Source organism: uncultured Pelagimonas sp. (assembly GCF_947498515.1).
In the GTDB taxonomy this organism is placed as follows: Bacteria; Pseudomonadota; Alphaproteobacteria; order Rhodobacterales; family Rhodobacteraceae; genus Pelagimonas.
In genome coordinates this window covers 148065-168729 of the sequence record NZ_CANMKO010000008.1, presented here as the reverse complement: position 1 = coordinate 168729, position 20665 = coordinate 148065, and the positions used below count along the sequence as shown (strand labels likewise).

Annotated in this window: 23 protein-coding genes; 17 read left to right on the top strand and 6 right to left on the bottom strand. The window is 55.9% G+C overall.

The window, feature by feature from the left end; genetic code table 11:
- Positions 1–7: 7 nt before the first annotated feature.
- A complete protein-coding gene (locus Q1A43_RS16040) occupies positions 8–880 on the bottom strand; it encodes a branched-chain amino acid aminotransferase (RefSeq protein ID WP_299922632.1) in 873 nt (290 codons plus the stop codon).
- Between the two features lie 157 nt (positions 881–1037).
- Here Q1A43_RS16040 and Q1A43_RS16035 point away from each other — a divergent pair, with 157 nt between their 5' ends.
- The 6 genes from Q1A43_RS16035 (at position 1038) to dxs (ending at position 6300) form a co-directional block, all read left to right on the top strand.
- Positions 1038–1541, top strand: coding sequence for a MarR family transcriptional regulator (locus tag Q1A43_RS16035; RefSeq protein ID WP_299922633.1), 504 nt, complete (start codon positions 1038–1040; stop codon positions 1539–1541).
- Positions 1538–2239 carry a response regulator gene (locus tag Q1A43_RS16030; RefSeq protein WP_299922635.1) on the top strand — a complete coding sequence of 234 codons (702 nt, stop codon included), beginning with the start codon at positions 1538–1540 and terminating at the stop codon, positions 2237–2239. The genes Q1A43_RS16035 and Q1A43_RS16030 overlap by 4 nt, the downstream gene beginning before the upstream one ends.
- A gap of 25 nt (positions 2240–2264) precedes the next feature.
- Positions 2265–3191: a histone deacetylase family protein gene (locus Q1A43_RS16025; protein WP_299936820.1), complete on the top strand. Its 927-nt coding sequence runs from the start codon at positions 2265–2267 to the stop codon at positions 3189–3191.
- A complete protein-coding gene (locus Q1A43_RS16020) occupies positions 3188–3430 on the top strand; it encodes an exodeoxyribonuclease VII small subunit (protein WP_299922640.1) in 243 nt (80 codons plus the stop codon). Before Q1A43_RS16025 ends, Q1A43_RS16020 begins: the two co-directional genes overlap by 4 nt.
- 70 nt (positions 3431–3500) lie before the next feature.
- Positions 3501–4355, top strand: a complete 855-nt coding sequence (locus tag Q1A43_RS16015) for a polyprenyl synthetase family protein (RefSeq protein ID WP_299937022.1) — start codon at positions 3501–3503, stop codon at positions 4353–4355.
- A gap of 19 nt (positions 4356–4374) precedes the next feature.
- A complete protein-coding gene (gene dxs / locus Q1A43_RS16010; RefSeq protein WP_299936818.1) occupies positions 4375–6300 on the top strand; it encodes a 1-deoxy-D-xylulose-5-phosphate synthase in 1926 nt (641 codons plus the stop codon).
- Here the strand turns inward: dxs and Q1A43_RS16005 are convergent.
- Together Q1A43_RS16005 and Q1A43_RS16000 are read right to left on the bottom strand one after the other, a co-directional pair.
- A complete protein-coding gene (locus Q1A43_RS16005) occupies positions 6297–6623 on the bottom strand; it encodes a hypothetical protein (protein WP_299936815.1) in 327 nt (108 codons plus the stop codon). The genes dxs and Q1A43_RS16005 overlap by 4 nt on opposite strands.
- A complete protein-coding gene (locus tag Q1A43_RS16000; protein WP_299936812.1) occupies positions 6620–7477 on the bottom strand; it encodes an SDR family oxidoreductase in 858 nt (285 codons plus the stop codon). Before Q1A43_RS16000 ends, Q1A43_RS16005 begins: the two co-directional genes overlap by 4 nt.
- A 108-nt stretch (positions 7478–7585) precedes the next feature.
- Between Q1A43_RS16000 and paaA the strand changes: the two genes are divergently transcribed.
- The 6 genes from paaA to Q1A43_RS15970 all read left to right on the top strand — a co-directional run bounded on the left by paaA (position 7586) and on the right by Q1A43_RS15970 (position 11871).
- Complete coding sequence (gene paaA / locus Q1A43_RS15995; protein ID WP_299936809.1) at positions 7586–8569, top strand: 1,2-phenylacetyl-CoA epoxidase subunit PaaA; 984 nt, start codon at positions 7586–7588, stop codon at positions 8567–8569.
- A 106-nt stretch (positions 8570–8675) separates the two neighbouring features.
- Complete coding sequence (gene paaB, locus Q1A43_RS15990) at positions 8676–8960, top strand: 1,2-phenylacetyl-CoA epoxidase subunit PaaB (RefSeq protein ID WP_299922649.1); 285 nt, start codon at positions 8676–8678, stop codon at positions 8958–8960.
- Positions 8960–9694 (top strand): 1,2-phenylacetyl-CoA epoxidase subunit PaaC, encoded by a 735-nt coding sequence (paaC, locus tag Q1A43_RS15985; protein WP_299936806.1) that lies wholly within the window; start codon positions 8960–8962, stop codon positions 9692–9694. The genes paaB and paaC overlap by 1 nt, the downstream gene beginning before the upstream one ends.
- The gene (gene paaD, locus Q1A43_RS15980) at positions 9691–10176 is read left to right on the top strand and encodes a 1,2-phenylacetyl-CoA epoxidase subunit PaaD (protein WP_299936803.1); all 486 of its coding nucleotides are present in this window, start codon (positions 9691–9693) and stop codon (positions 10174–10176) included. Before paaC ends, paaD begins: the two co-directional genes overlap by 4 nt.
- A 10-nt stretch (positions 10177–10186) precedes the next feature.
- Positions 10187–11230: a 2Fe-2S iron-sulfur cluster-binding protein gene (locus tag Q1A43_RS15975; protein WP_299936801.1), complete on the top strand. Its 1044-nt coding sequence runs from the start codon at positions 10187–10189 to the stop codon at positions 11228–11230.
- A 209-nt stretch (positions 11231–11439) separates the two neighbouring features.
- Entirely contained in the window at positions 11440–11871 is a 432-nt protein-coding gene (locus tag Q1A43_RS15970) for a lytic transglycosylase domain-containing protein (RefSeq protein ID WP_299937020.1), read from the top strand.
- Between the two features lie 98 nt (positions 11872–11969).
- Here the strand turns inward: Q1A43_RS15970 and Q1A43_RS15965 are convergent, their stop codons facing one another.
- A complete protein-coding gene (locus Q1A43_RS15965) occupies positions 11970–12554 on the bottom strand; it encodes a 3'-5' exonuclease (RefSeq protein WP_299936799.1) in 585 nt (194 codons plus the stop codon).
- 204 nt (positions 12555–12758) lie between these two features.
- Here Q1A43_RS15965 and Q1A43_RS15960 point away from each other — a divergent pair, with 204 nt between their 5' ends.
- Positions 12759–15281, top strand: coding sequence for a heavy metal translocating P-type ATPase (locus Q1A43_RS15960; RefSeq protein WP_299936796.1), 2523 nt, complete (start codon positions 12759–12761; stop codon positions 15279–15281).
- Between the two features lie 2 nt (positions 15282–15283).
- Positions 15284–15670: a Cu(I)-responsive transcriptional regulator gene (gene cueR / locus Q1A43_RS15955; protein ID WP_299922819.1), complete on the top strand. Its 387-nt coding sequence runs from the start codon at positions 15284–15286 to the stop codon at positions 15668–15670.
- A 6-nt stretch (positions 15671–15676) separates the two neighbouring features.
- Here cueR and Q1A43_RS15950 read toward each other — a convergent pair whose 3' ends face one another.
- Both Q1A43_RS15950 and Q1A43_RS15945 read right to left on the bottom strand, forming a co-directional pair.
- Entirely contained in the window at positions 15677–17848 is a 2172-nt protein-coding gene (locus tag Q1A43_RS15950) for a methyl-accepting chemotaxis protein (protein ID WP_299936794.1), read from the bottom strand.
- Positions 17849–17968: 120 nt separating this feature from the next.
- Positions 17969–18397: a MarR family transcriptional regulator gene (locus tag Q1A43_RS15945; protein WP_299936791.1), complete on the bottom strand. Its 429-nt coding sequence runs from the start codon at positions 18395–18397 to the stop codon at positions 17969–17971.
- A 133-nt stretch (positions 18398–18530) separates the two neighbouring features.
- On the opposite strand from Q1A43_RS15945, the gene Q1A43_RS15940 reads away from it, so the two are divergent.
- The 3 genes from Q1A43_RS15940 (at position 18531) to speD (ending at position 20645) form a co-directional block, all read left to right on the top strand.
- Positions 18531–19226, top strand: a complete 696-nt coding sequence (locus Q1A43_RS15940) for a pirin family protein (RefSeq protein ID WP_299936789.1) — start codon at positions 18531–18533, stop codon at positions 19224–19226.
- A 10-nt stretch (positions 19227–19236) separates the two neighbouring features.
- Entirely contained in the window at positions 19237–20169 is a 933-nt protein-coding gene (locus tag Q1A43_RS15935; protein ID WP_299936786.1) for a pirin family protein, read from the top strand.
- Between the two features lie 89 nt (positions 20170–20258).
- Positions 20259–20645, top strand: coding sequence for an adenosylmethionine decarboxylase (gene speD, locus Q1A43_RS15930; protein ID WP_299936783.1), 387 nt, complete (start codon positions 20259–20261; stop codon positions 20643–20645).
- Positions 20646–20665 lie beyond the last annotated feature (20 nt).

Sequence of the window (20665 nt, the reverse complement as noted above, 5' to 3'; positions counted from 1 at the left end):
AAACCGTTTAGCTACGAACAAGTTTCTCGTAGCTATCAACGATATCTTTGGTTAGGTCACCGACCTCAAACATGTACTCGCCGATCTGACCAACGGGTGTGACTTCGGCTGCGGTGCCGGTGAGCCAGCACTGTTCAAAGCTTGCCAGTTCATCGGGCATGATGTGGCGTTGATGAACCTTGATCTGTTTTTCTTCCAGCATCTTGATGACCGTCTGACGGGTCAGCCCGTTCAAGAAAACATCGGCTTTGGGTGTGTGAACTTCCCCGTCCTTAACGAAAAAGATATTCGCCCCGGTCGCTTCGGCTACATAACCGCGATAGTCCATGAACAAGGCGTCCGAACAGCCTTTGGCCTCGGCCTCATGTTTGGAGATCGTGCAAATCATGTACAGACCAGCGGCCTTGGCATGCACGGGAATGGTCTCGGGGCTTGGGCGTTTCCATTTCGCTATATCGAGCTTTGCACCCTTGAATTTGGCATCGCCATAGTAGTTGCCCCATTCCCAGGCGGCGATCGCCAAGCGAACCGGGTTGCGCGCAGACGCGACACCCATGTCTTCACCTGCGCCGCGCCAAGCTACCGCGCGAACATAGGCATCGGTCAAACCGTTGACCTTCAACACCTCGGCTTTGGCAGCTTCAATCTCATCAACCGAAAACGGAATTTTGAAATCCAATTCACCGGCAGAAAAATGCAATCTTTCGGAATGCTCGCGTGACAAGAAAATCTTGCCATTATAAGCGCGCTCTCCTTCAAACACCGAGCTGGCATAATGCAACCCGTGCGTCAGGATATGTACGTTCGCCGCGCGCCAGTCCACCATCTCGCCATCCAGCCAGATTTTTCCGTCGCGGTCGTCATATGCTCCATCAGCCATCCTGTGTCTCCTCAGGCTACAATTTGCGAATGTTGCGCTCAATCGGTCCACTTCGGACATAAAGTTGCGCAAAAACTGAGATTCGCTACCAGTTCCGTCTTGGAATGTCAACAAGGCTGACTTAAAATGAGGCAAACGACAAACTATGAGGTCCACGATGGCAGATCAAAATACCAACAGCGGTGAGACTCTGCTTTTCCTGACTGACGAACAATTGCGGCAAGGGGCAGAGGCTATGTTCTTTGCTTATCGCGGGTTTACTGCCGATCCCGATCGCATTTTGGCCGGGCTTAGCTATGGGCGGGCGCACCACCGTGCATTACACTTCATTCACGCGGGCCCCGGCACGACAGTCAATAACCTATTGAATATGCTGGGCGTGACCAAACAATCGCTTAATCGTGTGTTACGCACGATGATTGATGATGGTCTCGTCGAGAGCAAGGTTGGGCGCAACGATCGGCGCGAACGGCATTTGTATCTAACCGAAGAAGGGGCGGCCTTGGAACGTCAATTGTCCGATGCGCAGCGCGCCCGTATGCGCGCGGCCTATAAACAAGCGGGCCCCGAAGCCGTTGCCGGTTTTCGAAAAGTGCTTGAGTCGATGATGGACCCCGAGATGCGTAGACAGTATCACCGTCTGAGGGAGGGTCGATCATGAGTGAACTCGACGCACATTTGTTGATTGTTGATGATGATGAACGCATCCGCACCCTGTTGCAGAAGTTTCTGATCCGGAACGGTTTTCTTGTCAGTGCCGCGCGAGATGCGGCGCATGCACGACGCATTTTGTCAGGTCTCGATTTTGATCTGATTGTTTTGGATGTGATGATGCCCGGCGAAGATGGCGTGAGCCTGACACGCGGCATTCGCGAAACGTCGGGTACACCGATTCTGTTGCTAACCGCGCGGGCAGAGACCGAGGATCGCATCAAAGGGTTGGAAGCAGGGGCCGATGACTATCTCGCGAAACCGTTTGAACCCAAAGAGTTGCTGTTGCGGATCAATGCCATCTTGCGTCGCATGCCGGAAACCACGTCTGATGATGCGGTTCCCAAGCTTCTGAATTTGGGCGATATTCGTTACGATATCGAACGTGGTGAAATGTGGCGTGGTGAGGACCTTGTGCGCCTGACTGCCACAGAAAGCCAGTTGATGCGGATTTTTTCCGCCCGTCCCGGAGAAGCAGTGAGCCGCGCCAATTTGGTCGAAGAGCTTGGCCGCGACAAAGGCCAGGCCCAAGAACGTGCAGTCGACGTTCAAATCACACGTTTGCGTCGCAAGCTCGAGGCAGACCCAAAACAGCCGCGTTACCTGCAAACGGTACGCGGCGCTGGCTACATGCTGGCACCTGATTGAACTCAAAACACCTAGGGGATACGTCATGATGACTGCACTCATCACGCATGCTGATTGTCTTGAACATGTGACGCCAGATGGCCACCCGGAACAGGTGGCCCGGTTAGAGCATATTTTACACGCTTTGGCGGGGCTTGATTTGGAACGGGTCGGGGCACCTTTGGCCGAAGATGGAGACATTTTGCGGGTCCATCCACAGTCTCATATTGATCGTATCAAGGCGGCGTTGCCCGGTGCGGGACATCATCAATTGGATGCGGATACATGGTTGTCGCCGGGGTCGGTTACAGCGGCCTATCGTGGTGTTGGGGCTGTGGTCAAAGCCGTCGATATGGTTTTGGCCGGTGAAGTACAAAACGCGTTCTGTGCTATTCGACCGCCCGGGCACCACGCGGAAACGCAAACGCCGATGGGATTTTGCCTGTTTGGCAATGCGGCTTTGGCGGCGAAATATGCGTTGGATCACCACGGCCTAACCCGCGTTGCGGTTGTTGATTTCGATGTGCATCACGGCAATGGCACTCAGGATTTGCTGTGGGATGAAGAGCGCGCCTTGGTTATCACCAGCCAACAGATGCCGCTTTGGCCGGGCACGGGCGATCGCAATGAACGAGGCAAACACGGTCAGATCGTCAATTTCCCTTTGCCGCCTGAAAGCACCGGCACCGAGATGTGGGCCGCCTATGAGGCCAAGGTTTTCCCGAAGCTGCGGGAATTTGCGCCTGAGCTGATTATTATCTCTGCCGGTTTTGACGCCCATCAAGATGACCCTTTGGCCCAGTTGAATTGGTCTACTGACGATTTCCGTCGGCTTACGCAAGAACTGTGCAAAATCGCCGGAGAATGTGCACAAGGGCGCGTGGTATCGACTTTGGAAGGCGGGTATGATTTGCAGGCCCTCGCGGCGTCAACTAAGGCGCATGTTGAGGCATTGATGGAGGCAGGCGCATGAGCGACGACACATTGGCAGAGATGACATTTGAACAGGCCATGGCCGAGTTAGAACAGGTGGTTGGCCAATTAGAGCGCGGCGATGTGGCGCTTGAGGCGTCGATCAACCTCTATGATCGCGGGGCAAAATTGCGCGCCCATTGCGAGGCCAAGCTCAAAGAAGCCGAAGAAAAAGTTGCCGCGATCACTTTGGATGGCGATGGCAATCCGGCGGGCTTGAAACCATTGGACGCTGGGTGACTCCTTGGACAAGCTTACGATCAAGCGCGTGCCTGACATTACCGCGCTTCCTTTCCAAGACGCTTTGAAATTGGCTCAGGCGCATGCCCAAAGCCAGACCGATTTGCGCCTGAGTGGCGTACAAAGCCAAGTTGCGGAGGCGATGCGTTATTCTTTGGACGGCGGGAAGGGGTTACGTGCCTTTCTTGTGATTGAGGGCGCGCGGTTGCATGGCTTCGATCGCGGAGCGTCGGCCCCGGCGGCCGCAGCAATTGAAGCGTTGCATGCTTATTCATTGATACACGACGATATGCCGTGCATGGATGATGACGATTTGCGTCGGGGCAAACCCACTGTTCACAAAAGATGGAACGAAGCCACCGCTGTTTTGGCTGGGGATGCGCTGCAAGCCTTTGCCTTTCAATTACTTTATTCGGTAGACTGTTCAGCGGAACAGCGCTTGAAACTGTGTTTCGACCTTTCTGTTGCTGCCGGCGTTTGCGGTATGGTGGGCGGTCAGGAAATGGATATGGCGGCTGAAATTGCCGACACCCCGCTTAGTTTGGATGACATCACCCAGCTGCAAGCGGGTAAAACCGGCGCGTTGATCACGTGGTCTGCGACTGCAGGGGCGGTGATGGCTGGTCAAAATGGGAAACCGGTTCGCGGCGGTGAACTAAAAGAATATGGCGATGCTCTCGGCCTTGCCTTTCAAATCTGGGACGATGTCTTGGATGTTGAGGGTGACGCCGCCGAAATGGGCAAGGCCGTGGGCAAGGATGCGGGACGTGGCAAGGCGACATTTGTCTCCCACCTTGGTCTAGACGGGGCGAAAAGCCGCGCTTCTGATCTGGTGACCCAGGCCTGTGATGCGCTATCTGTTTACGGTGATGATGCCGAATGCTTGCGAGAAGCGGCGCGCTTCGTTATCTCGCGACGTACCTAACGCCACCCCGGAGGCAGCCATGTCAACCAAGCCAGAAACCCCGCTTTTGGATCGCGTGCATGTGCCCGCCGACCTCAAAAAGTTCTCTGATGCAGAGCTGACACGGCTGGCGCATGAATTGCGAGCCGAGACAATTTCGACGGTCTCCGAAACCGGTGGCCATTTGGGCGCGGGGCTTGGAGTGGTCGAATTGACCGTCGCCTTGCACGCCGTGTTTGATACCCCACAGGACAAGATCATCTGGGATGTGTCGCACCAATGTTACCCGCATAAAATCCTGACCGGGCGACGCGATCGGATGAAAACCATCCGCCAAGAGGGCGGTATTTCCGGCTTTACCAAGAGGAGCGAAAGCCCCTATGACCCGTTCGGCGCGGCGCATAGTTCAACCTCGATCAGCGCGGCTTTGGGCTTCAAGGTTGCCGCCGATTTGGGCGGGCATAGCGCCACGGGCCACGGTGACGCGATTGCGGTGATCGGCGATGGCGCGATGACCGGCGGCATGGCCTTTGAGGCGATGAACAACGCCGGGCACCTGAAAAAGCGCATGTTTGTGGTGCTGAACGACAATGAAATGTCGATTGGCCAACCCACCGGCGCGCTGTCGTCTTACCTGACGCGGCTCTATTCCGAAGCACCCTTGCAAGATTTCAAGGCCGCTGCCAAAGGCGCGGTAAGCTTGTTGCCGGAACCCTTCCGGGAAGGGGCGAAACGGGCCAAAGAAATGCTCAAAGGCATGGCCCTTGGCGGAACTTTGTTCGAAGAGCTAGGCTTTAGCTACGTCGGGCCGATTGATGGCCACGATATGGATCAGCTTTTGCCGGTTCTGCAGACCCTGCACGCCCGCGCCACCGGGCCGATCTTGCTGCATATCGTCACCAAAAAGGGCAAGGGTTATGCCCACGCGGAACACGCGCCCGACAAGGGACATGCCCGTGCTAAATTTGATGTGGTGTCCGGAAAACAGCACAAGTCACCGTCAAATGCGCCAAGTTACACCAAGGTTTTTGCCGACCAGCTGATCAAGCAAGCCGCTGATGATCAACGCATTTGTGCGATCACGGCGGCGATGCCGGATGGCACCGGGCTTGATCTATTTGCCGAACGCTATCCTAGCCGAACGTTTGACGTTGGGATTGCCGAGCAACACGGCGTGACCTTTTGCGCGGCCCTCGCGGCGGGTGGGATGAAGCCGTTTTGTGCGATGTATTCGACGTTTTTGCAGCGTGGATATGATCAAGTTGTGCATGATGTCGCGATCCAACGTTTGCCCGTTCGCTTTGCGATTGATCGCGCCGGACTGGTGGGCGCCGATGGCGCGACACATGCCGGATCTTATGACATTGCCTATATGGCCAACCTGCCGGGCATGGTGGTGATGGCGGCGGCGGATGAGGCCGAGCTATGTCACATGGTGGCGACGGCGGCGGCCCATGATGACGGGCCAATTGCCTTTCGCTATCCGCGTGGCGAAGGTGAAGGCGTGGATATGCCCGAACGCGGCGAAGTCTTGGAAATCGGCAAGGGCCGGATGATCCAAGAAGGCGCGCGCGTTGCGATCCTGAGCTTTGGAACGCGATTGGGTGAAACCCTTAAGGCTTGTGAGGCGCTTGAGGCGCGCGGGATCAAACCCACCGTTGCCGACGCCCGTTTCGCCAAACCGCTGGATCGCGACATGATCCTACGCCTCGCACGAGAGCACGAGGCGTTGATCACCATCGAAGAGGGTGCGGTTGGCGGCTTTGGCAGCCATGTGGCCCAACTTTTGGCGGACGAGGGCGTATTTGATCGCGGGCTGAAATATCGTTCGATGGTTTTGCCCGATACCTTCATCGATCAAGCCAGCCCCAAGGCGATGTATGATGTCGCTGCGATGAATGCCGAACATATCGAAGCCAAGGTGCTCAACGTTTTGGGTGTCGAGGTGTTGGACAAACGCGCCTAAGAGCGCAAGCTCATAACGGCAACGCCGAGCATTGCATGGATCGCCAGAGTGAAACTGCTACGCAGGCGTTTGACCCTTTTGATCACAAAATCATCCCCAAGGATGTAGACGGGGAGCCGTTGAGGTGCCGTGATGCTGAGCCATTGGATGTGGCTCATTTCATTGAACCAGTTCGGAAATGGCCATCCACCTAGTCGTTCGCCGAGGCTTTGGTCTTGCATGATCGTGTCGATAGCGTTCGGGTATGTTTTGCGAATATGCCGACGCAGTCGCCAAAGCGTGAATAGGTGGAACAAGGACAGAAGCGAGTTGATAAAACTCATGGTGTTTCGGATCGAAGCAGCGCCGTCAAACCGCTTTTGTAGTCCGGATAAAGCAAATCGACACCCAGCTCTTCTTTGATCCGGGTGTTTGAGACTTTCTTGTTTTCCGCGTAAAAGCTTCGCGCCATGGGCGACAGATTGGCGGTTTCAAAGTCGACCTCTTCGGGGAGCGGCAGGCCCAATAGTTCGGCGGCATAGGCGATGACGTCTTGCGGCGGGGCCGGATCATTGTCGCAGACGTTGTAGATTGCGCCGGGGTTTGGGGCGTTGATCGAAGCCGCAAGAACCTGGGCAATGTCATCCACATGGATGCGGGAAAACACTTGATCCTTTTTGATAATGCGCCGCGCCGTTCCTGCGCGCACCTTGGCGAACGGTCCGCGACCGGGGCCGTAAATCCCGGCGAGGCGAAAGATATGGAGCGGCAGGTCGGGGATGGATTGCCATGCGGCTTCGGCGGCGACCCGGATGTCACCTCGATGCGTCGACGGGGTGAGGGCGGTGGTTTCATCCACCCAGGCCCCATCGTGATCGCCATAGACGCCGGTTGTCGATAGATACCCGACCCAAGTCAGCGCCTTTGCGCGGGTTTCTATGTCGGTCCCAATTGTGTTGAGCGTTGGATCGCCCGCGTCATCCGCCCCGGCAGAAATCAACACATGGCTGGCTTGGTCCAAAGCCGCGGTCATGTCTTTGGGCGTCCAAAGAACCGGCTCGACGCCTTGGGCGCGGACAGAATCAGCTTTGTTTGGGTCGCGTATCGTTCCGAGCACGCGCCAGCCTTGTGGGATCAATCGGCGGGCGAGAGCGCTGGCGGTGTAGCCATGGCCCAAAGAAAAAAGTGTTTTGGTCATAGGACATAGGTGGCCTGAAACAGGTTTCGTTGCAAGTGTTACGAAAAATGCTTTTCAGATTGGATTTCGTAACATATCCTATCGAGGAAGGTTTAGGAGGAAAGCCGCATGTACTCCCAGGGATTGATCGGTGCAGACGGATCTACTGAGGAAACTCAAGAGTTTCTGGATGCGTTTCAAAAACGCATCGACGCAGAAGAGAAAATTGAACCCAATGATCCGATGCCGGAAGGGTATCGGCGGACATTGGTGCGCCAGATTGGCCAGCACGCGCATTCCGAGATTGTTGGCATGCTGCCTGAGGGCAATTGGATCACCCGCGCGCCGTCACTACGCCGCAAGGCCGCGCTGTTGGCCAAGGTGCAGGATGAGGGTGGGCACGGGCTTTACCTCTATTCAGCGGCTGAAACGCTGGGCGTGAGCCGGGAACAGATGACCGAGGAACTTTTGAGCGGGAAGGCGAAATATTCGTCGATCTTCAACTATCCAACGTTGAGCTGGGCGGACATGGGCACCATTGGCTGGCTGGTGGATGGCGCGGCGATCATGAACCAAATCCCGCTGTGCCGGTGTTCCTTTGGGCCCTATGCGCGGGCGATGATCCGGGTGTGTAAGGAAGAGAGTTTCCACCAGCGTCAGGGTTATGAGATTGTCATGTATTTGGCGCGGGGCACCAAAGAGCAGCGCGACATGGCGCAGGATTCATTGAACCGCTGGTGGTGGCCATCCTTGATGATGTTTGGCCCACATGATGCGGATAGCGCCCATTCCGAACAGTCGATGGAATGGAAAATCAAACGCTTCTCGAATGATGCACTGCGTCAGAAATTCATTGACGCGACCGTGCCGCAAGCAGAGTTCCTTGGCCTGACGCTGCCTGATCCGGACCTGAAATGGAACGATGAAAAGGGCGGATATGATCACGGCCCGATCGATTGGGATGAGTTTTGGCGTGTCGTCAAAGGCGACGGTGTGATGAACCGTGACCGGGTCAAAGCGCGCAAGAAAGCTTGGGATGACGGTGCTTGGGTCCGTGAGGCCGCATTGGCACATGCCGTCAAGCGCGAGGCCCGCATGCAGGCGGCTGAGTGAATTTGAGATGGCTGGGTGACGTGCGTGTAAACACGACACCCCACCCGCCATCCCGCAGCGGCATCACACGCCGTCGATTATAGAATTTGGGAAGAGGATAGAGGTCATGGCAAACGAAACGCCACTCTGGGAAGTATTCATTCGGCCACGCAACGGGTTGAGCCACAAACATGTTGGGTCGCTTCATGCCGCGGATGAGGTTTTGGCGCTAAATGCCGCGCGTGACGTGTACACCCGTCGCAGCGAAGGCACGTCGATATGGGTTGTACGGTCGTCACAGATCGTTGCAAGCGACCCCGATCAGGCAGAAGAAAACTTTGAGCCAACAGGTGACAAGATTTACCGCCACCCAACGTTTTACGACATCCCCGAAGAAGTGGGGCATATGTAATGGCCCTGTTTGATGCGGTGTTAGAGCTGGCCGATGATCATCTGGTGCTTGGCCATCGGATTTCGGAATGGTGCGGTCATGCGCCGATGTTGGAAGAAGACCTTGCCATGCCGAACATGGCGCTGGACCTGATTGGGACTGCCCGGGTGTTGTACGACCATGCCGGCAAGCTTGAAGGGCAGGGCCGGGACGAAGACGTGTTGGCCTATACACGCGGCGAACGCGAGTATCGCAATTGCCTTTTGGTGGAACGCGAGAACGGTGATTTTGCGGTCACCATGTTGCGCCAATTCTATTTTGCCGCCTTCATGGAGCCCTATTGGCAAGCCGCTGCCAATAGTTCCGACGCGGTGATCGCCGGTGTCGCTGGCAAGGCTGTGAAGGAAATGGCCTATCACATTCGCCATGCGGGTGAGTGGGTGATCCGCTTGGGCGATGGCACCGAAGAAAGCGCCGCCAAAATGCGCGATGCGGTTGATGAATTGCACCGCTATACCGGCGAGCTTTTCGAAGAGGGCGCTGCCGAGGGCGAGGACGCGTTGCCAAGCCGCGCGTCGATCCGCCCGGCGTGGGAGGCCACGGTTGCGGGTGTCTTTGCCGAAGCAAATCTGGAAATGCCCGAGGTGCGCTATGCACAGACCGGTGGCCGAAACGGCATTCACGGCGAAGCTTTGGGTCACATGCTTGCCGAGATGCAGGTCTTGGCGCGGGCGCATCCGGGCGCGGTTTGGTGATCGCAACCGACACCAGACAGGTGGCATGGGAGGCCGCGGCGGCGGTGCCCGACCCTGAAGTGCCTTGTGTGACCGTCGCCGATCTGGGCATTTTGCGCGATGTGCAGATGCAAGACGGCGTGGCGGTGGCGCAAGTCACCCCGACCTATTCGGGCTGCCCGGCGACCTTGGCAATCGAGTTGTCGATCGAGGCCGCCTTGCGCGACGCTGGGTTTGAGGCGCGGATCGAGCGGGTGTTATCGCCCGCTTGGACCACCGATTGGATTACGTCCGAAGGCCGAGACAAGCTACGCAAGTTCGGAATTGCTCCGCCCCAAGATGGGCATGGCAAGGCCGCGCTGTTTTCGGCCCCCGAGGTCACATGCCCACGCTGTGGAAGCCAAAACACCCAGCGTATCAGCGAATTTGGTTCGACTGCCTGCAAGGCACATTACCAGTGCAAAGCCTGCGCCGAACCCTTCGATTATTTCAAATGTATCTGAGGAGAGATGCATGTTTCATGATCTGAAAATTGCCGCCATCCGCCCCGAGGGCGAGAATGCGGTAGCCGTTTCTTTTGACGTGCCTGACACCGCCGCCGAGGCGTTTCTATTTGCGCCCGGTCAATACCTGACCCTACGTGCCGATGTAGATGGGGCCGACACGCGTCGCAGCTATTCCATCGCCTCGGCCCCCGGTGCGCCGCTGACCGTTGGTATCAAGCAGGTCGTTGGCGGGGTGTTTTCCACCTTTGCACAATCGCTTAAACCCGGCGATAGCCTTCAGGTTATGCAACCCGAAGGCCGGTTTACCTACAAAGGTGAGGGCAAGGTTGTGCTGATCGCCTCGGGATCTGGTATCACTCCAATGGTCTCGATTGCTGCGCAGGCGCTAGAGCAGGGGGCCGAGGTCGCGCTGATCTATGGCAACCGCAACAGCGGCACGATTATGTTCCGCGATGCCTTGGATGATCTCAAAGATCGCTACGTTGACCGGTTCACCCTGATCCACGTACTTAGCCGCGAACCACAGGATGTGGCCTTGCTTAATGGGCGCATTGATGGCGACAAGGTGATGGCGCTGTCGAAGGCTGGGGCCATTGATCTGGCTGGTGCGGATGGCGTCTTCCTTTGTGGTCCGGGGGAGATGATTGAAAACGTCACCGCCGCGCTGGACGATACCGTGGCATCGGACAAGGTCCATCACGAGCTGTTCTACACCGAAGAGGGGTCCCGCCCCGAACGCTCAGCTGCGGCCCAAGCCGCCGCCGAAGCCGGAGTGACGGTTGAGGTGGTTTTGGATGGTGCCCGCCGCGCCTTTCAGGTCGAGGCACAAGATGATGACGTTGTCTCTGCCGCCGCTCGCCAAGGGTTGGAACTGCCCTTTAGCTGCAAGGGCGGCATGTGCTGTACCTGCCGTTGCAAGGTCGTCGAAGGTTCCGCGGAAATGGCCACCAACTATTCGTTGGAACCATGGGAGATGGAGGCGGGCTTTACGCTTGCCTGTCAAGCACGTCCGACGACGGACAAGCTCGTTCTGGATTTCGACGCCGCCTAAGAGCGACCGTTTGCCCTGCCATCTTGCCGGTCAAACACTGGCGGGATGTCTTGGGGCTAACGGGTCTTTCCGGCACAATCGGCAAGGAACGGCTCAGCCAAAAACCGCTGACTGAAACAGGATCAAAGATGACCTATGGTCAGCTTATGTACCCTCACGTGTTCTTGGTCGGTGCCTTGGTTCTAACCGCATGTTCCAACGCACCAAGTATGTCCCAATCGGTGCCAGAGCCCGTCCCTGCTCTGGCACCAACCCCTTATAACCCCCCGCTTTATCCTAATGAAACGCCGGAATTGCGGTCGCAGATCAACACATGGGCGGATCACTATGATCTGCCGCGTAGCTTGGTTCACCGCCTTGCCATTCGTGAAAGCACCCATCGGCCTTGGGCGCGCAACGGCCCGTACTACGGGTTGTTTCAAATCCTGCCGCAGACGGCCCGAACCATGGGCTATCAAGGCTCCGCCGAAGGTTTGTTGGACGCGGAAACCAACCTTGAATTTGCGCTGAAATATCTCAAAGGGGCCTATCTTGTGGCGGACGGTGATCCGGACGCGGCTATCCTGTGGTACGCCAAAGGCTACTACTACGAGGCCAAGCGCAAAGGGCTTTTGGTGGAAACCGGGTTGCGCCCGGGGTGATCCGCCTAAATCGGCCCTGAACCATGCACTTTCGCCCCAAAAATAGATGCGTCAAATCGAGCTCCACAATGGTGGAGCTAAGTAGAAATGACGCCTATCTACAAAGGAAGCGAGAGCTGCGCCTTGTTGCGTGTTTGCGCTATGGTTTCAAAGGGTTGCCCAAGGCGCTCTTCGGCAAGCAACACAACCTCGGCCGAGGCGCGCGCATCTTCGCCAGCGTCGTGATGGGTAAATTCTAGATCAAGCGCCGTTTTTAAATGGCCAAGCCCGTGCCCGCCATTTCCTTTGAACTCGGGCCAAGCGGCACGTGCAATCCGGACACTGTCGCTCCAACTTAGGTCGGGGCTGGGCAATCTGTATTGACGACAAGACGCAGCAATCGCTTTGCTGTCGAATTTGCTATGCTGGACAAGGTGATAAGGCGTCAGAAACGGCAAAAGATGACCCCAGATTTGTGGAAAAGTCGGGGCTCCTGCTACGGTTTCAGGCCCAATCCCGTGCAGTTGAATATTGAACGCATCAAAGCGGGTTTCAGGGTCGACATAGGTGACGTAGCTGCGAACCTGATTTCTGTGATCGACACAGGCCAAACCGATTTGACAGATGCTGGCCGCTTGGCCGCAGGCGGTTTCGACATCCAAGGCAATGAAACGAAAAGGGCCAGAGGGCAGGGGGGCGATCATGGGCAGGGTCTTTCTCTGTCTGCGCATTGCCATAACATACGTGGGTAAAAATACAGCCTACGGAAGTGGTCAAAGCGAAAATGTGCCATCTCGGTGGTGTTCCCACTCGGAACGCGGCGTTTTGACCCTTGACCTTCCAGTGACAGGAAGCCCTACCTTCCAGTCAAAGGAAGCCCATACTCGGGCTGCAATCCAAGGTGCACCATGACCACATCACACACTATCACCTTGCCGGTGTCCGGCATGTCTTGCGCGTCTTGCGCGGGCCGGGTCGAACGCGCTTTGTTGGCGGCCGACGGCGTGACCGACGCTTCGGTCAACCTTGCATCCAAAAGCGTGTATGTGACGTATCAGACCCCGGCCGACCTGGCGGGATTGACCAAAACACTGGACACAGCCGGATACCCCGCCCGTCTCGGCGAAACCACTCTGGCGATTTCCTCGATGTCCTGTGCGTCTTGTTCCGGACGGGTTGCGCGCGGGTTGTCCGCGTTGCCCGGCGTGGCCGACGCGCATGTGAACTTAGCCACCGAAACTGCAACCATTCGCTTTGTTCCTGGCACAACAAGCCCGACAGAACTGGCCCGATTGGTGACGGAAATGGGGTATCCGGCTCAGGTCAAAACCGATGCGACCCCGCCGCAAGGGAATGGCGCAGAGGATGAGGTCTCTCGCCTGGGACAGCTCACACTGATCGCGGCGCTCTTGGCTTTTCCGGTTTTTGTGATCGAAATGGGCGGGCACATGTTCCCGGCGATGCATCACTGGGTCAATCAAACCATCGGCGTTCAAACCAGCCGCGTGTTACAGTTTGTCCTAACAAGCGCTGTTCTCTTTGGCCCCGGTTTGCGTTTTTACCGAACCGGCATCCCTCAATTGCTCAAGGGGACGCCGGACATGAATTCTCTGGTCGCCTTGGGAACGGCCGCGGCCTATGGGTTTTCTGTCGTGGCAACCTTCGTGCCGGGCCTCCTTCCTGAAGGGGCCAATCACGTATACTTTGAAGCGGCAGCGGTGATTGTTGTGTTAATCCTTTTAGGCCGCTGGTTAGAAGCGCGTGCCAAAGGGCGAACCGGCAGTGCCATTCGCAAGCTGATTGGATTGCGCGCCAAAACGGCTCGGGTGTCGCGCGGTGATGATGTTATCGAATTGCCAATCGATGAGATTATTGTCGGAGATGAAATTCACACCCGTCCGGGTGAGAAAATCGCCACGGATGGGACGGTTTTGACTGGCACATCCTTTGTTGATGAAAGCATGATCAGCGGTGAACCTATCCCGGTTGAAAAGACCACAGGTGCAAGCGTTGTTGGCGGTACAATCAATGGTGCCGGCGCATTGGTCTTTCAGGCCACCAAAGTAGGCAAAGACACCATGCTGGCGCAGATCGTTGCCATGGTTGAACAAGCGCAAGGGGCCAAGCTGCCCATTCAAGGGGCGGTGGATCGTATCACAATGTGGTTCGTACCCGTGGTTATGCTCGCTGCTGTTGTGACCATTGCGGTATGGTTGCTTTTCGGGCCATCCCCGGCGCTTAGCCATGCCTTGGTAGCAGGGGTCGCCGTTTTGATTATTGCCTGCCCCTGTGCGATGGGGTTGGCCACCCCAACATCTATTATGGTCGGGACAGGCCGCGCCGCCGAGATGGGGGTGTTGTTTCGCAAAGGCGATGCGTTGCAATCCTTGCAAAACGTGAAAACCGTAGCATTCGACAAGACCGGAACACTGACGGCTGGGCGTCCTGAACTCGTTCACATCCTGCCTGCGTCGGGGTTTGACACATCGCGTGTTTTGTCCCTTACGGCGTCGGTCGAAACCCTGTCCGAACACCCGATTGCCGGGGCGATCTCCCGCGCTGCAAATGCTCAAAACGTGCCATTGTTTGCGGTCACAGAGTTTGTTTCGGAAACCGGCTATGGCGTGTCGGCCCAAGTTGATGGCCATTTGGTTCATGTGGGGGCTGACCGGTTTTTGCAGTCTAAGGGCATCGATTTAGGCACCCTACAAGACCAAGGCACGGCGCTCGGCGACAAAGGTAACTCGCCGCTCTATGCGGCGGTAGATGGACATGTTGCGGCGCTGTTTGCCGTGGCCGATCCGATCAAACCCGGCACACCGGCGGCGATCCGGGCATTAAAGGGCATGGGGCTTCGCGTGGCGATGATCACCGGTGACAATCAAGGCACCGCCAATGCAATTGCCGATGAGCTTGGGATTGACACCGTGGTGGCCGAAGTGCGTCCGGACGGAAAAATCACTGCACTCAATGGGTTGCGCCAAGAGGGTAAGCTGGCTTTCGTGGGGGATGGCATCAATGATGCCCCCGCTTTGGCCAGCGCGGACATCGGCATTGCGATTGGTACGGGGACCGATATCGCAATCGAGGCCGCCGATGTGGTTTTGATTTCGGGTGAATTGTCGGGGGTGGTGAATGCGTTTGATATGTCGGCGCGCACAATGCGCAATATTCGCCAAAACCTGTTTTGGGCGTTTGGCTACAACATCGTGTTGATCCCTGTGGCCGCTGGGGCGTTGTATCCTGCGTTCGGAATGATGTTATCACCGGTTTTGGCCGCTGGAGCCATGGCGCTTAGCTCGGTCTTTGTGCTATCAAATGCGCTGCGATTGCGGTGGGTGCCCTCAGCGACCGAGCATCATGATATTTCTGATGTGAAACCGACTGAGACGTTGGCGCAGAGCGGTGAAAACAGGGAGGCGCGGATATGAACCTGACAATAGGAGATGTTGCCAAGCGTATCGGATTGCCGGCAAAAACCATACGGTACTACGAAGAAATCGGGTTGGTGGATCCGCTGCGTGACAGCAATGGCTACCGGGTTTTTCGCGATAGCGACCTGCACAAATTGACATTTTTGGGCCGGGCACGGGCCTTGGGGTTTACAATCAACGACTGTCGCACCTTGTTGGCGCTATACGAAGACGAAACCCGCGCCAGCTCGGATGTTAAAGCAGTTGCCCAAAAGCATTTGGCCGATATCGAAGCCAAGATCACTGATCTGCAAGCCATGCACGCCACCCTTAGTCACTTGGCGCAAGAGTGCTCCGGTGACGGGCGGCCCGATTGCCCGATCTTAAAAGGGTTGAGCGGCGGCTAGGTTGCGTTACGCGCTTTTTCGAAACGCGTCATCAATTTCGCCGGGGCTGGTGGGGGAGACTATGACAAAACCCTTCGTCGCTTGGACAAGATTGCTAGCTTCGGACAACAAGGTATGACCTGCATCCGACGTATTTGTTAGCATGGCCGAATTTTGTTGAGAATCCTTGTCCAGTTTCAACACCGTGGTGCTGAGTTCAGAGAGCCAAACAGACTGCTCGCCAGTCGACGTAGACACTTCATTCACCTTGTCTGCGGCTTTGTCGACAGACCCCCGAATGGTTTGAAGGGCCGCGCCGGTTTCTTTGACCAAATTCACACCATTTGTGATCTCTACGCTGCTCTCGGCGATCAAATTGTTAATGTCTTGAACCGCATCAGCCGCTTGCTGAGCAAGCTGCCCGACTTCCAATGCAACAACAGAAAACCCTTTGCCAGCCGTGCCGGCGCGCGCCGCTTCGACATTTGCGTTAAGAGCCAAAAGGTTGGTTTGGAAAGATATTTCCTCGATCATATTGGTAATGCCAGAGATCTTGCCGGATGTTTCCTCTATTCTGGCCATCGCCGCTATGGTGCGATCGGCTATATCGACCGTGTTTTGGGCCAAGTTTTGGGCCTCGACGACGAATTCCTTTGCATGGGTTGAAAACTCGGCCGAGTTGCGGACTGAATCATCCAAGGTGCTCAGCGCCGCTGCAGTTTCTTCCAGCGAAGCTGCGTTGACTTCGCCCCGCCGGGACGCCTCCTCAGTCGCTGAGGCAATTTTATCCGAGGTTGTCCGCAACAATTGGCTGCTATTTGCGAGTTGTGCAACCATGCCGCGAAGATTGTGAGTCAGGTTATCAACTGCCGACGAAATGTCTTCGAACACACCGTTATGACCGCTGGGCATATGCTGGGTGAGATCGCCATCGGCAATGTTCTGCAAGACCTCTAGAACATCGCCAAGCCCTCTTTCAGTGACGTCGCCAATGGCATTGACACCTTCGACAAGCTCTTGAAAACCGACATTTTTGTCCGAAACACTGATGCGTTTAGAAAAGTCGCCATTGGCACAGCTTTCAATGACAGTTGTCAACTCCGTGGTGAGTTCAGCTTTCTGAATTTCGCCCGCTCGAAATTCTTCAACCGCGTTTGTGATGGACGAAATTTCGATGATACGCGATTGCTTCAACGGTTCTGAAAAGTCGCCTGACATCATTTTTGTCAATGTGATACTCAAGCGCTTTAATGGCCCTGAGATCGCATTACTCAGCAGCATCGCAATGATCAAAAAGGCGATTGCCCCAATCCCCCCTACAATCAATGCATCGCGGCGAAACCTCTGGTCGCTTGTCATAGCCGCCTCGGATATTGAGCTGATTTTGGTGTCTGCAAAACCACGGATTTCGTCGAAAATGGGTTGTGTCAAGGCAAAGCTATTTGAAAGCACGCGCCTCAAATCTTGTTCTTGAAAGGTGCCTGTTACAAATTCGGCAAAGGACGTTTGATAGGTCAGCACAAGGTTGTTGATCTCTTGGTGTTGCCCCGAGCTTTCAAACATACTGAATGGGAATAGTTGAAATTCTGCGACGCGGGCGTCCAAACGGTCCTTATATTTCGTATCGACCCTTAGGATGAAATCCTTCTCATGGCGACGCATCATAAGGATTTTGACATGCATTTCCGGGTGGTTATTGTCTTTGATGCTGCTTTCAACATCTTTCACAGCCTTGCGAAGGCGACCTTGAAGGCCCGAGTTTTCGTCTAAGCCCAAGCTCTGGTGGCTTGCGACCAGACTTGCAAATCCGTTTGTGTAAGTGTCTGTCGCTTGGGAAAGTTTTTCGACGTTGCTTTGGTCTTCACCAAGCTGAAACATCAAGTCTTCAACAGTTGTCAAATCTCGTCGAACGTCTTCCATAATGCCTGTATGGCGCTCAACATATTTTAGATCACGGCGCAACAAGAAGTCCTTCTCAGCGCGCCTTGCTTGCAGAAATGAAATTTGAAGCTGGTTGAGTGCTTCGTTCAGAGCAGAGCTGATTTGAACATCTGCTTGCATTTTCGCCCGCGTAAAATTTGCATACTCTGACAGGCCAATCTGACCAAACATTGCGGCGCTGGCAAACAACACAATGGCCAGCAGGGCCGATTTGATTGACAAAAAGGATTTTGCGGCGGGTTTTTGTGCTTGCGTCATATTCTAAGGCCTAACCCTGAAAACCTTAAGGATATCCTTGCATAGGCGCCTTTCTCGGAACATTTTGGGGCGTTGAAATTTAAAAAGATGACAGTTCTAGACCGGACATGTCACGATGATTTAGCTCCCAAGTGTGCGTTCAAGACATAAGCGTAGTGCTGCCCGTTGCGTGTTGGATATCGCGGCCAAAATCTGGTTTTCCACTTCTAAAACAAGGGTTTGCCCCTGCTGCAGCCGGGTCTCTCCTTTGGGGAGCAAAAACAACGCCTTGCTGCGTCGGTCCCCGGGCATATCGCGCCGTTCAATTAGGCCGTGGGCCGCCATTCGATCAACCATCCGACCGAAGGTGCTGACGTCAAACCCCAGCTGTGCGGCACATTCCTTTTGGCTTTGCCCCGGCTCAACCGCCAGCCTGATCAATGTCGAAAACTCTCGAAGTGGAAGATCGATGTCGCATAATGCGGCGCTGGTTTCAGTTTCGAACCGGCGCGCCAAATGATGGAGCAAACTTCCTATCGGGAGCTGGGCTTTGGACGCGGCTATGGTCATGGTTTGAACCCTCTGCATTTACGCACGCTTTCGGCGCAAGCATGATCAATTGATATAATGTCATATGACATTAATTTGGAGCGAAGACAAGATCAACCATACGGTGGAGAGTACCCACCTCAGGAGATATCCAATGTATCAGATCAGACATGCCGACGACCGGGGCCTCGCTGATTTTGGCTGGCTCAAAAGCCGTCACAGCTTTTCCTTTGGCCAATACTACGACCGAAATCACATGGGGTTTGGCCCATTGCGGGTGATTAATGATGACCGGGTTGCCGCTGCGCGCGGTTTCGATACCCACCCACATGAGGATATGGAAATCCTCACTTGGGTTGTGTCCGGCGCGCTGGAGCATCGCGATTCAATGGGGGAAAGTTCGATCATTCGCCCCGGTGATCTGCAACGGATGAGCGCCGGGACCGGGGTCACCCATAGTGAATTTAACGCGTCGCAAACCGATCCGGTGCATTTCTTGCAAATTTGGATTTCGCCCGAGGCACAAGGTCTAAAACCTAGCTATGAACAGCGTCATTTTGATGATCTCGACGGGAATTTCCGCCTCATCGCGGCGCGGGATGGGCGGGACGGCGCTTTGACCGTGCATCGTGATGTTGACCTCTATGCCGGTCAACTCGACGCTGGTCAAAACGTGCAGCTGCCGTTGAGCGATGGGCGGGGCATGTGGCTTCAGATGATCTCGGGCCAGGTGACAGCCCATGGTCAAAAATTGACGACAGGCGACGGGTTTGCATTGATACAAGAGCCGGAATTGACCCTAACCGCCGATGAGGACGCGGCTTTCCTCCTCTTTGACCTCGACGCATAGGAGACGAAAAATGAGCTGGAACCCCGCAATTGAACCCCATCACCCCGATGCAGGTCAGGTGGATGACATCGAAACCCTCATCATCCCCCGCGCGCGCGACTTGGGCGGGTTTGAGGTCCGTCGTGCGCTGCCTTCGGCCCGTCGTCAAATGGTTGGCCCCTTTATCTTTTTTGATCAAATGGGCCCCGCCGAATTCATCACCGAGGGCGGCATCGACGTGCGCCCGCACCCCCATATCGGCATCTCGACGGTCACCTATCTTTACCAAGGTGAGTTCGAACATCGCGACAGCACCGGCGCACATCAGATGATCTATCCCGGCGAGGTCAATCTGATGACGGCGGGGCGCGGTGTCACCCATTCGGAACGCACAAGTGCCGCCACCCGCAACACCCGCCATTCGCTGTTTGGTATTCAAACTTGGATCGCCCTTCCCGATGAACACGAAGACACCGACGCGACGTTTGAACACCATGGAAAAGACGCGCTGCCCTTTCTGGAAGGGGAGGGCAAAGAAGTGCGTCTGATCCTTGGTAATGCGTGGGGTGAAAAGGCCCCCGCGCGAAGCTATTCCGACATGTTTTATGCCGATGCTACGCTTTTACCCGGCGCCAAACTTCCGCTTCCGGATGATCACGAAGATCGCGGGATTTACGTGACCCAAGGGGCCATTTCCGTGGCGGGGCAAAGCTTTGACGCCGGTCAAATGATGGTCTTTCGCCCTGGTGACGCCATCACGGTCACCGCCGGAGATCAGGGCGCGCGGCTCATGCTGCTTGGTGGCGCAACGCTCAATGGTCCGCGCCATATTTGGTGGAATTTCGTTGCCTCAAGTCAAGAGCGCATCGAAGAAGCAAAACAGGCGTGGGCCAAGGGGGATTGGCAAGATGGCCGCTTTCATCTGCCTCCCGGTGATGATCAAGAGTTCATCCCGCTACCCTAAAGTCTGGAAAGCCTGTCTTGTTTTCCGGGCATTGGCTCCATAGCGTTGAAAGGGCGGGGATGTCCCGCCCTTTTGCGTTGAGGCACAAAGTGACCCAAATCTCTGCCGCCCCCACGTTGGGCCATCACATGTTGGTTGATTTCTGGGGGGCCAATCATCTCCACGATCCCGCCCCGGTCCACGCCGTTCTTCATCGCGCCGCAAGGGTGGCGAGGGCGGTGGTGCTTGACATCAATCTCCATGATTTTGGCGATCGGGCCGGGTTCACCGGCGTGGCGCTTTTGGCGGAATCCCATATCTCGATCCACACATGGCCCGAACATGGCTTTGCCGCCATCGACATTTTCATGTGCGGAGATTGTGACCCCGCGGCTAGTCTTGCGGTTCTGCGCAGGTATTTCGCTCCAACCTCGGAAAACGTCCAATCCTGCCACCGTGGCCAAATGCGCCCCGCGCCCCAAAGGCATCCCGCCTAAATCACAACCACAGGCCCCTT

What these genes read in the sequence shown, in the direction of transcription:
- Q1A43_RS16040 (WP_299922632.1), bottom strand. Translation starts at nt 880, where the DNA reads ATGGCTGATGGAGCATATGACGACCGCGACGGAAAAATCTGGCTGGAT.
- Q1A43_RS16035 (WP_299922633.1), top strand. Translation starts at nt 1,038, where the DNA reads ATGGCAGATCAAAATACCAACAGCGGTGAGACTCTGCTTTTCCTGACT.
- Q1A43_RS16030 (WP_299922635.1), top strand. Translation starts at nt 1,538, where the DNA reads ATGAGTGAACTCGACGCACATTTGTTGATTGTTGATGATGATGAACGC.
- Q1A43_RS16025 (WP_299936820.1), top strand. Translation starts at nt 2,265, where the DNA reads ATGATGACTGCACTCATCACGCATGCTGATTGTCTTGAACATGTGACG.
- Q1A43_RS16020 (WP_299922640.1), top strand. Translation starts at nt 3,188, where the DNA reads ATGAGCGACGACACATTGGCAGAGATGACATTTGAACAGGCCATGGCC.
- dxs (WP_299936818.1), top strand. Translation starts at nt 4,375, where the DNA reads ATGTCAACCAAGCCAGAAACCCCGCTTTTGGATCGCGTGCATGTGCCC.
- Q1A43_RS16005 (WP_299936815.1), bottom strand. Translation starts at nt 6,623, where the DNA reads ATGAGTTTTATCAACTCGCTTCTGTCCTTGTTCCACCTATTCACGCTT.
- Q1A43_RS16000 (WP_299936812.1), bottom strand. Translation starts at nt 7,477, where the DNA reads ATGACCAAAACACTTTTTTCTTTGGGCCATGGCTACACCGCCAGCGCT.
- paaA (WP_299936809.1), top strand. Translation starts at nt 7,586, where the DNA reads ATGTACTCCCAGGGATTGATCGGTGCAGACGGATCTACTGAGGAAACT.
- paaB (WP_299922649.1), top strand. Translation starts at nt 8,676, where the DNA reads ATGGCAAACGAAACGCCACTCTGGGAAGTATTCATTCGGCCACGCAAC.
- paaC (WP_299936806.1), top strand. Translation starts at nt 8,960, where the DNA reads ATGGCCCTGTTTGATGCGGTGTTAGAGCTGGCCGATGATCATCTGGTG.
- Q1A43_RS15975 (WP_299936801.1), top strand. Translation starts at nt 10,187, where the DNA reads ATGTTTCATGATCTGAAAATTGCCGCCATCCGCCCCGAGGGCGAGAAT.
- Q1A43_RS15970 (WP_299937020.1), top strand. Translation starts at nt 11,440, where the DNA reads ATGTCCCAATCGGTGCCAGAGCCCGTCCCTGCTCTGGCACCAACCCCT.
- Q1A43_RS15965 (WP_299936799.1), bottom strand. Translation starts at nt 12,554, where the DNA reads ATGATCGCCCCCCTGCCCTCTGGCCCTTTTCGTTTCATTGCCTTGGAT.
- Q1A43_RS15960 (WP_299936796.1), top strand. Translation starts at nt 12,759, where the DNA reads ATGACCACATCACACACTATCACCTTGCCGGTGTCCGGCATGTCTTGC.
- Q1A43_RS15950 (WP_299936794.1), bottom strand. Translation starts at nt 17,848, where the DNA reads ATGACGCAAGCACAAAAACCCGCCGCAAAATCCTTTTTGTCAATCAAA.
- Q1A43_RS15945 (WP_299936791.1), bottom strand. Translation starts at nt 18,397, where the DNA reads ATGACCATAGCCGCGTCCAAAGCCCAGCTCCCGATAGGAAGTTTGCTC.
- Q1A43_RS15940 (WP_299936789.1), top strand. Translation starts at nt 18,531, where the DNA reads ATGTATCAGATCAGACATGCCGACGACCGGGGCCTCGCTGATTTTGGC.
- Q1A43_RS15935 (WP_299936786.1), top strand. Translation starts at nt 19,237, where the DNA reads ATGAGCTGGAACCCCGCAATTGAACCCCATCACCCCGATGCAGGTCAG.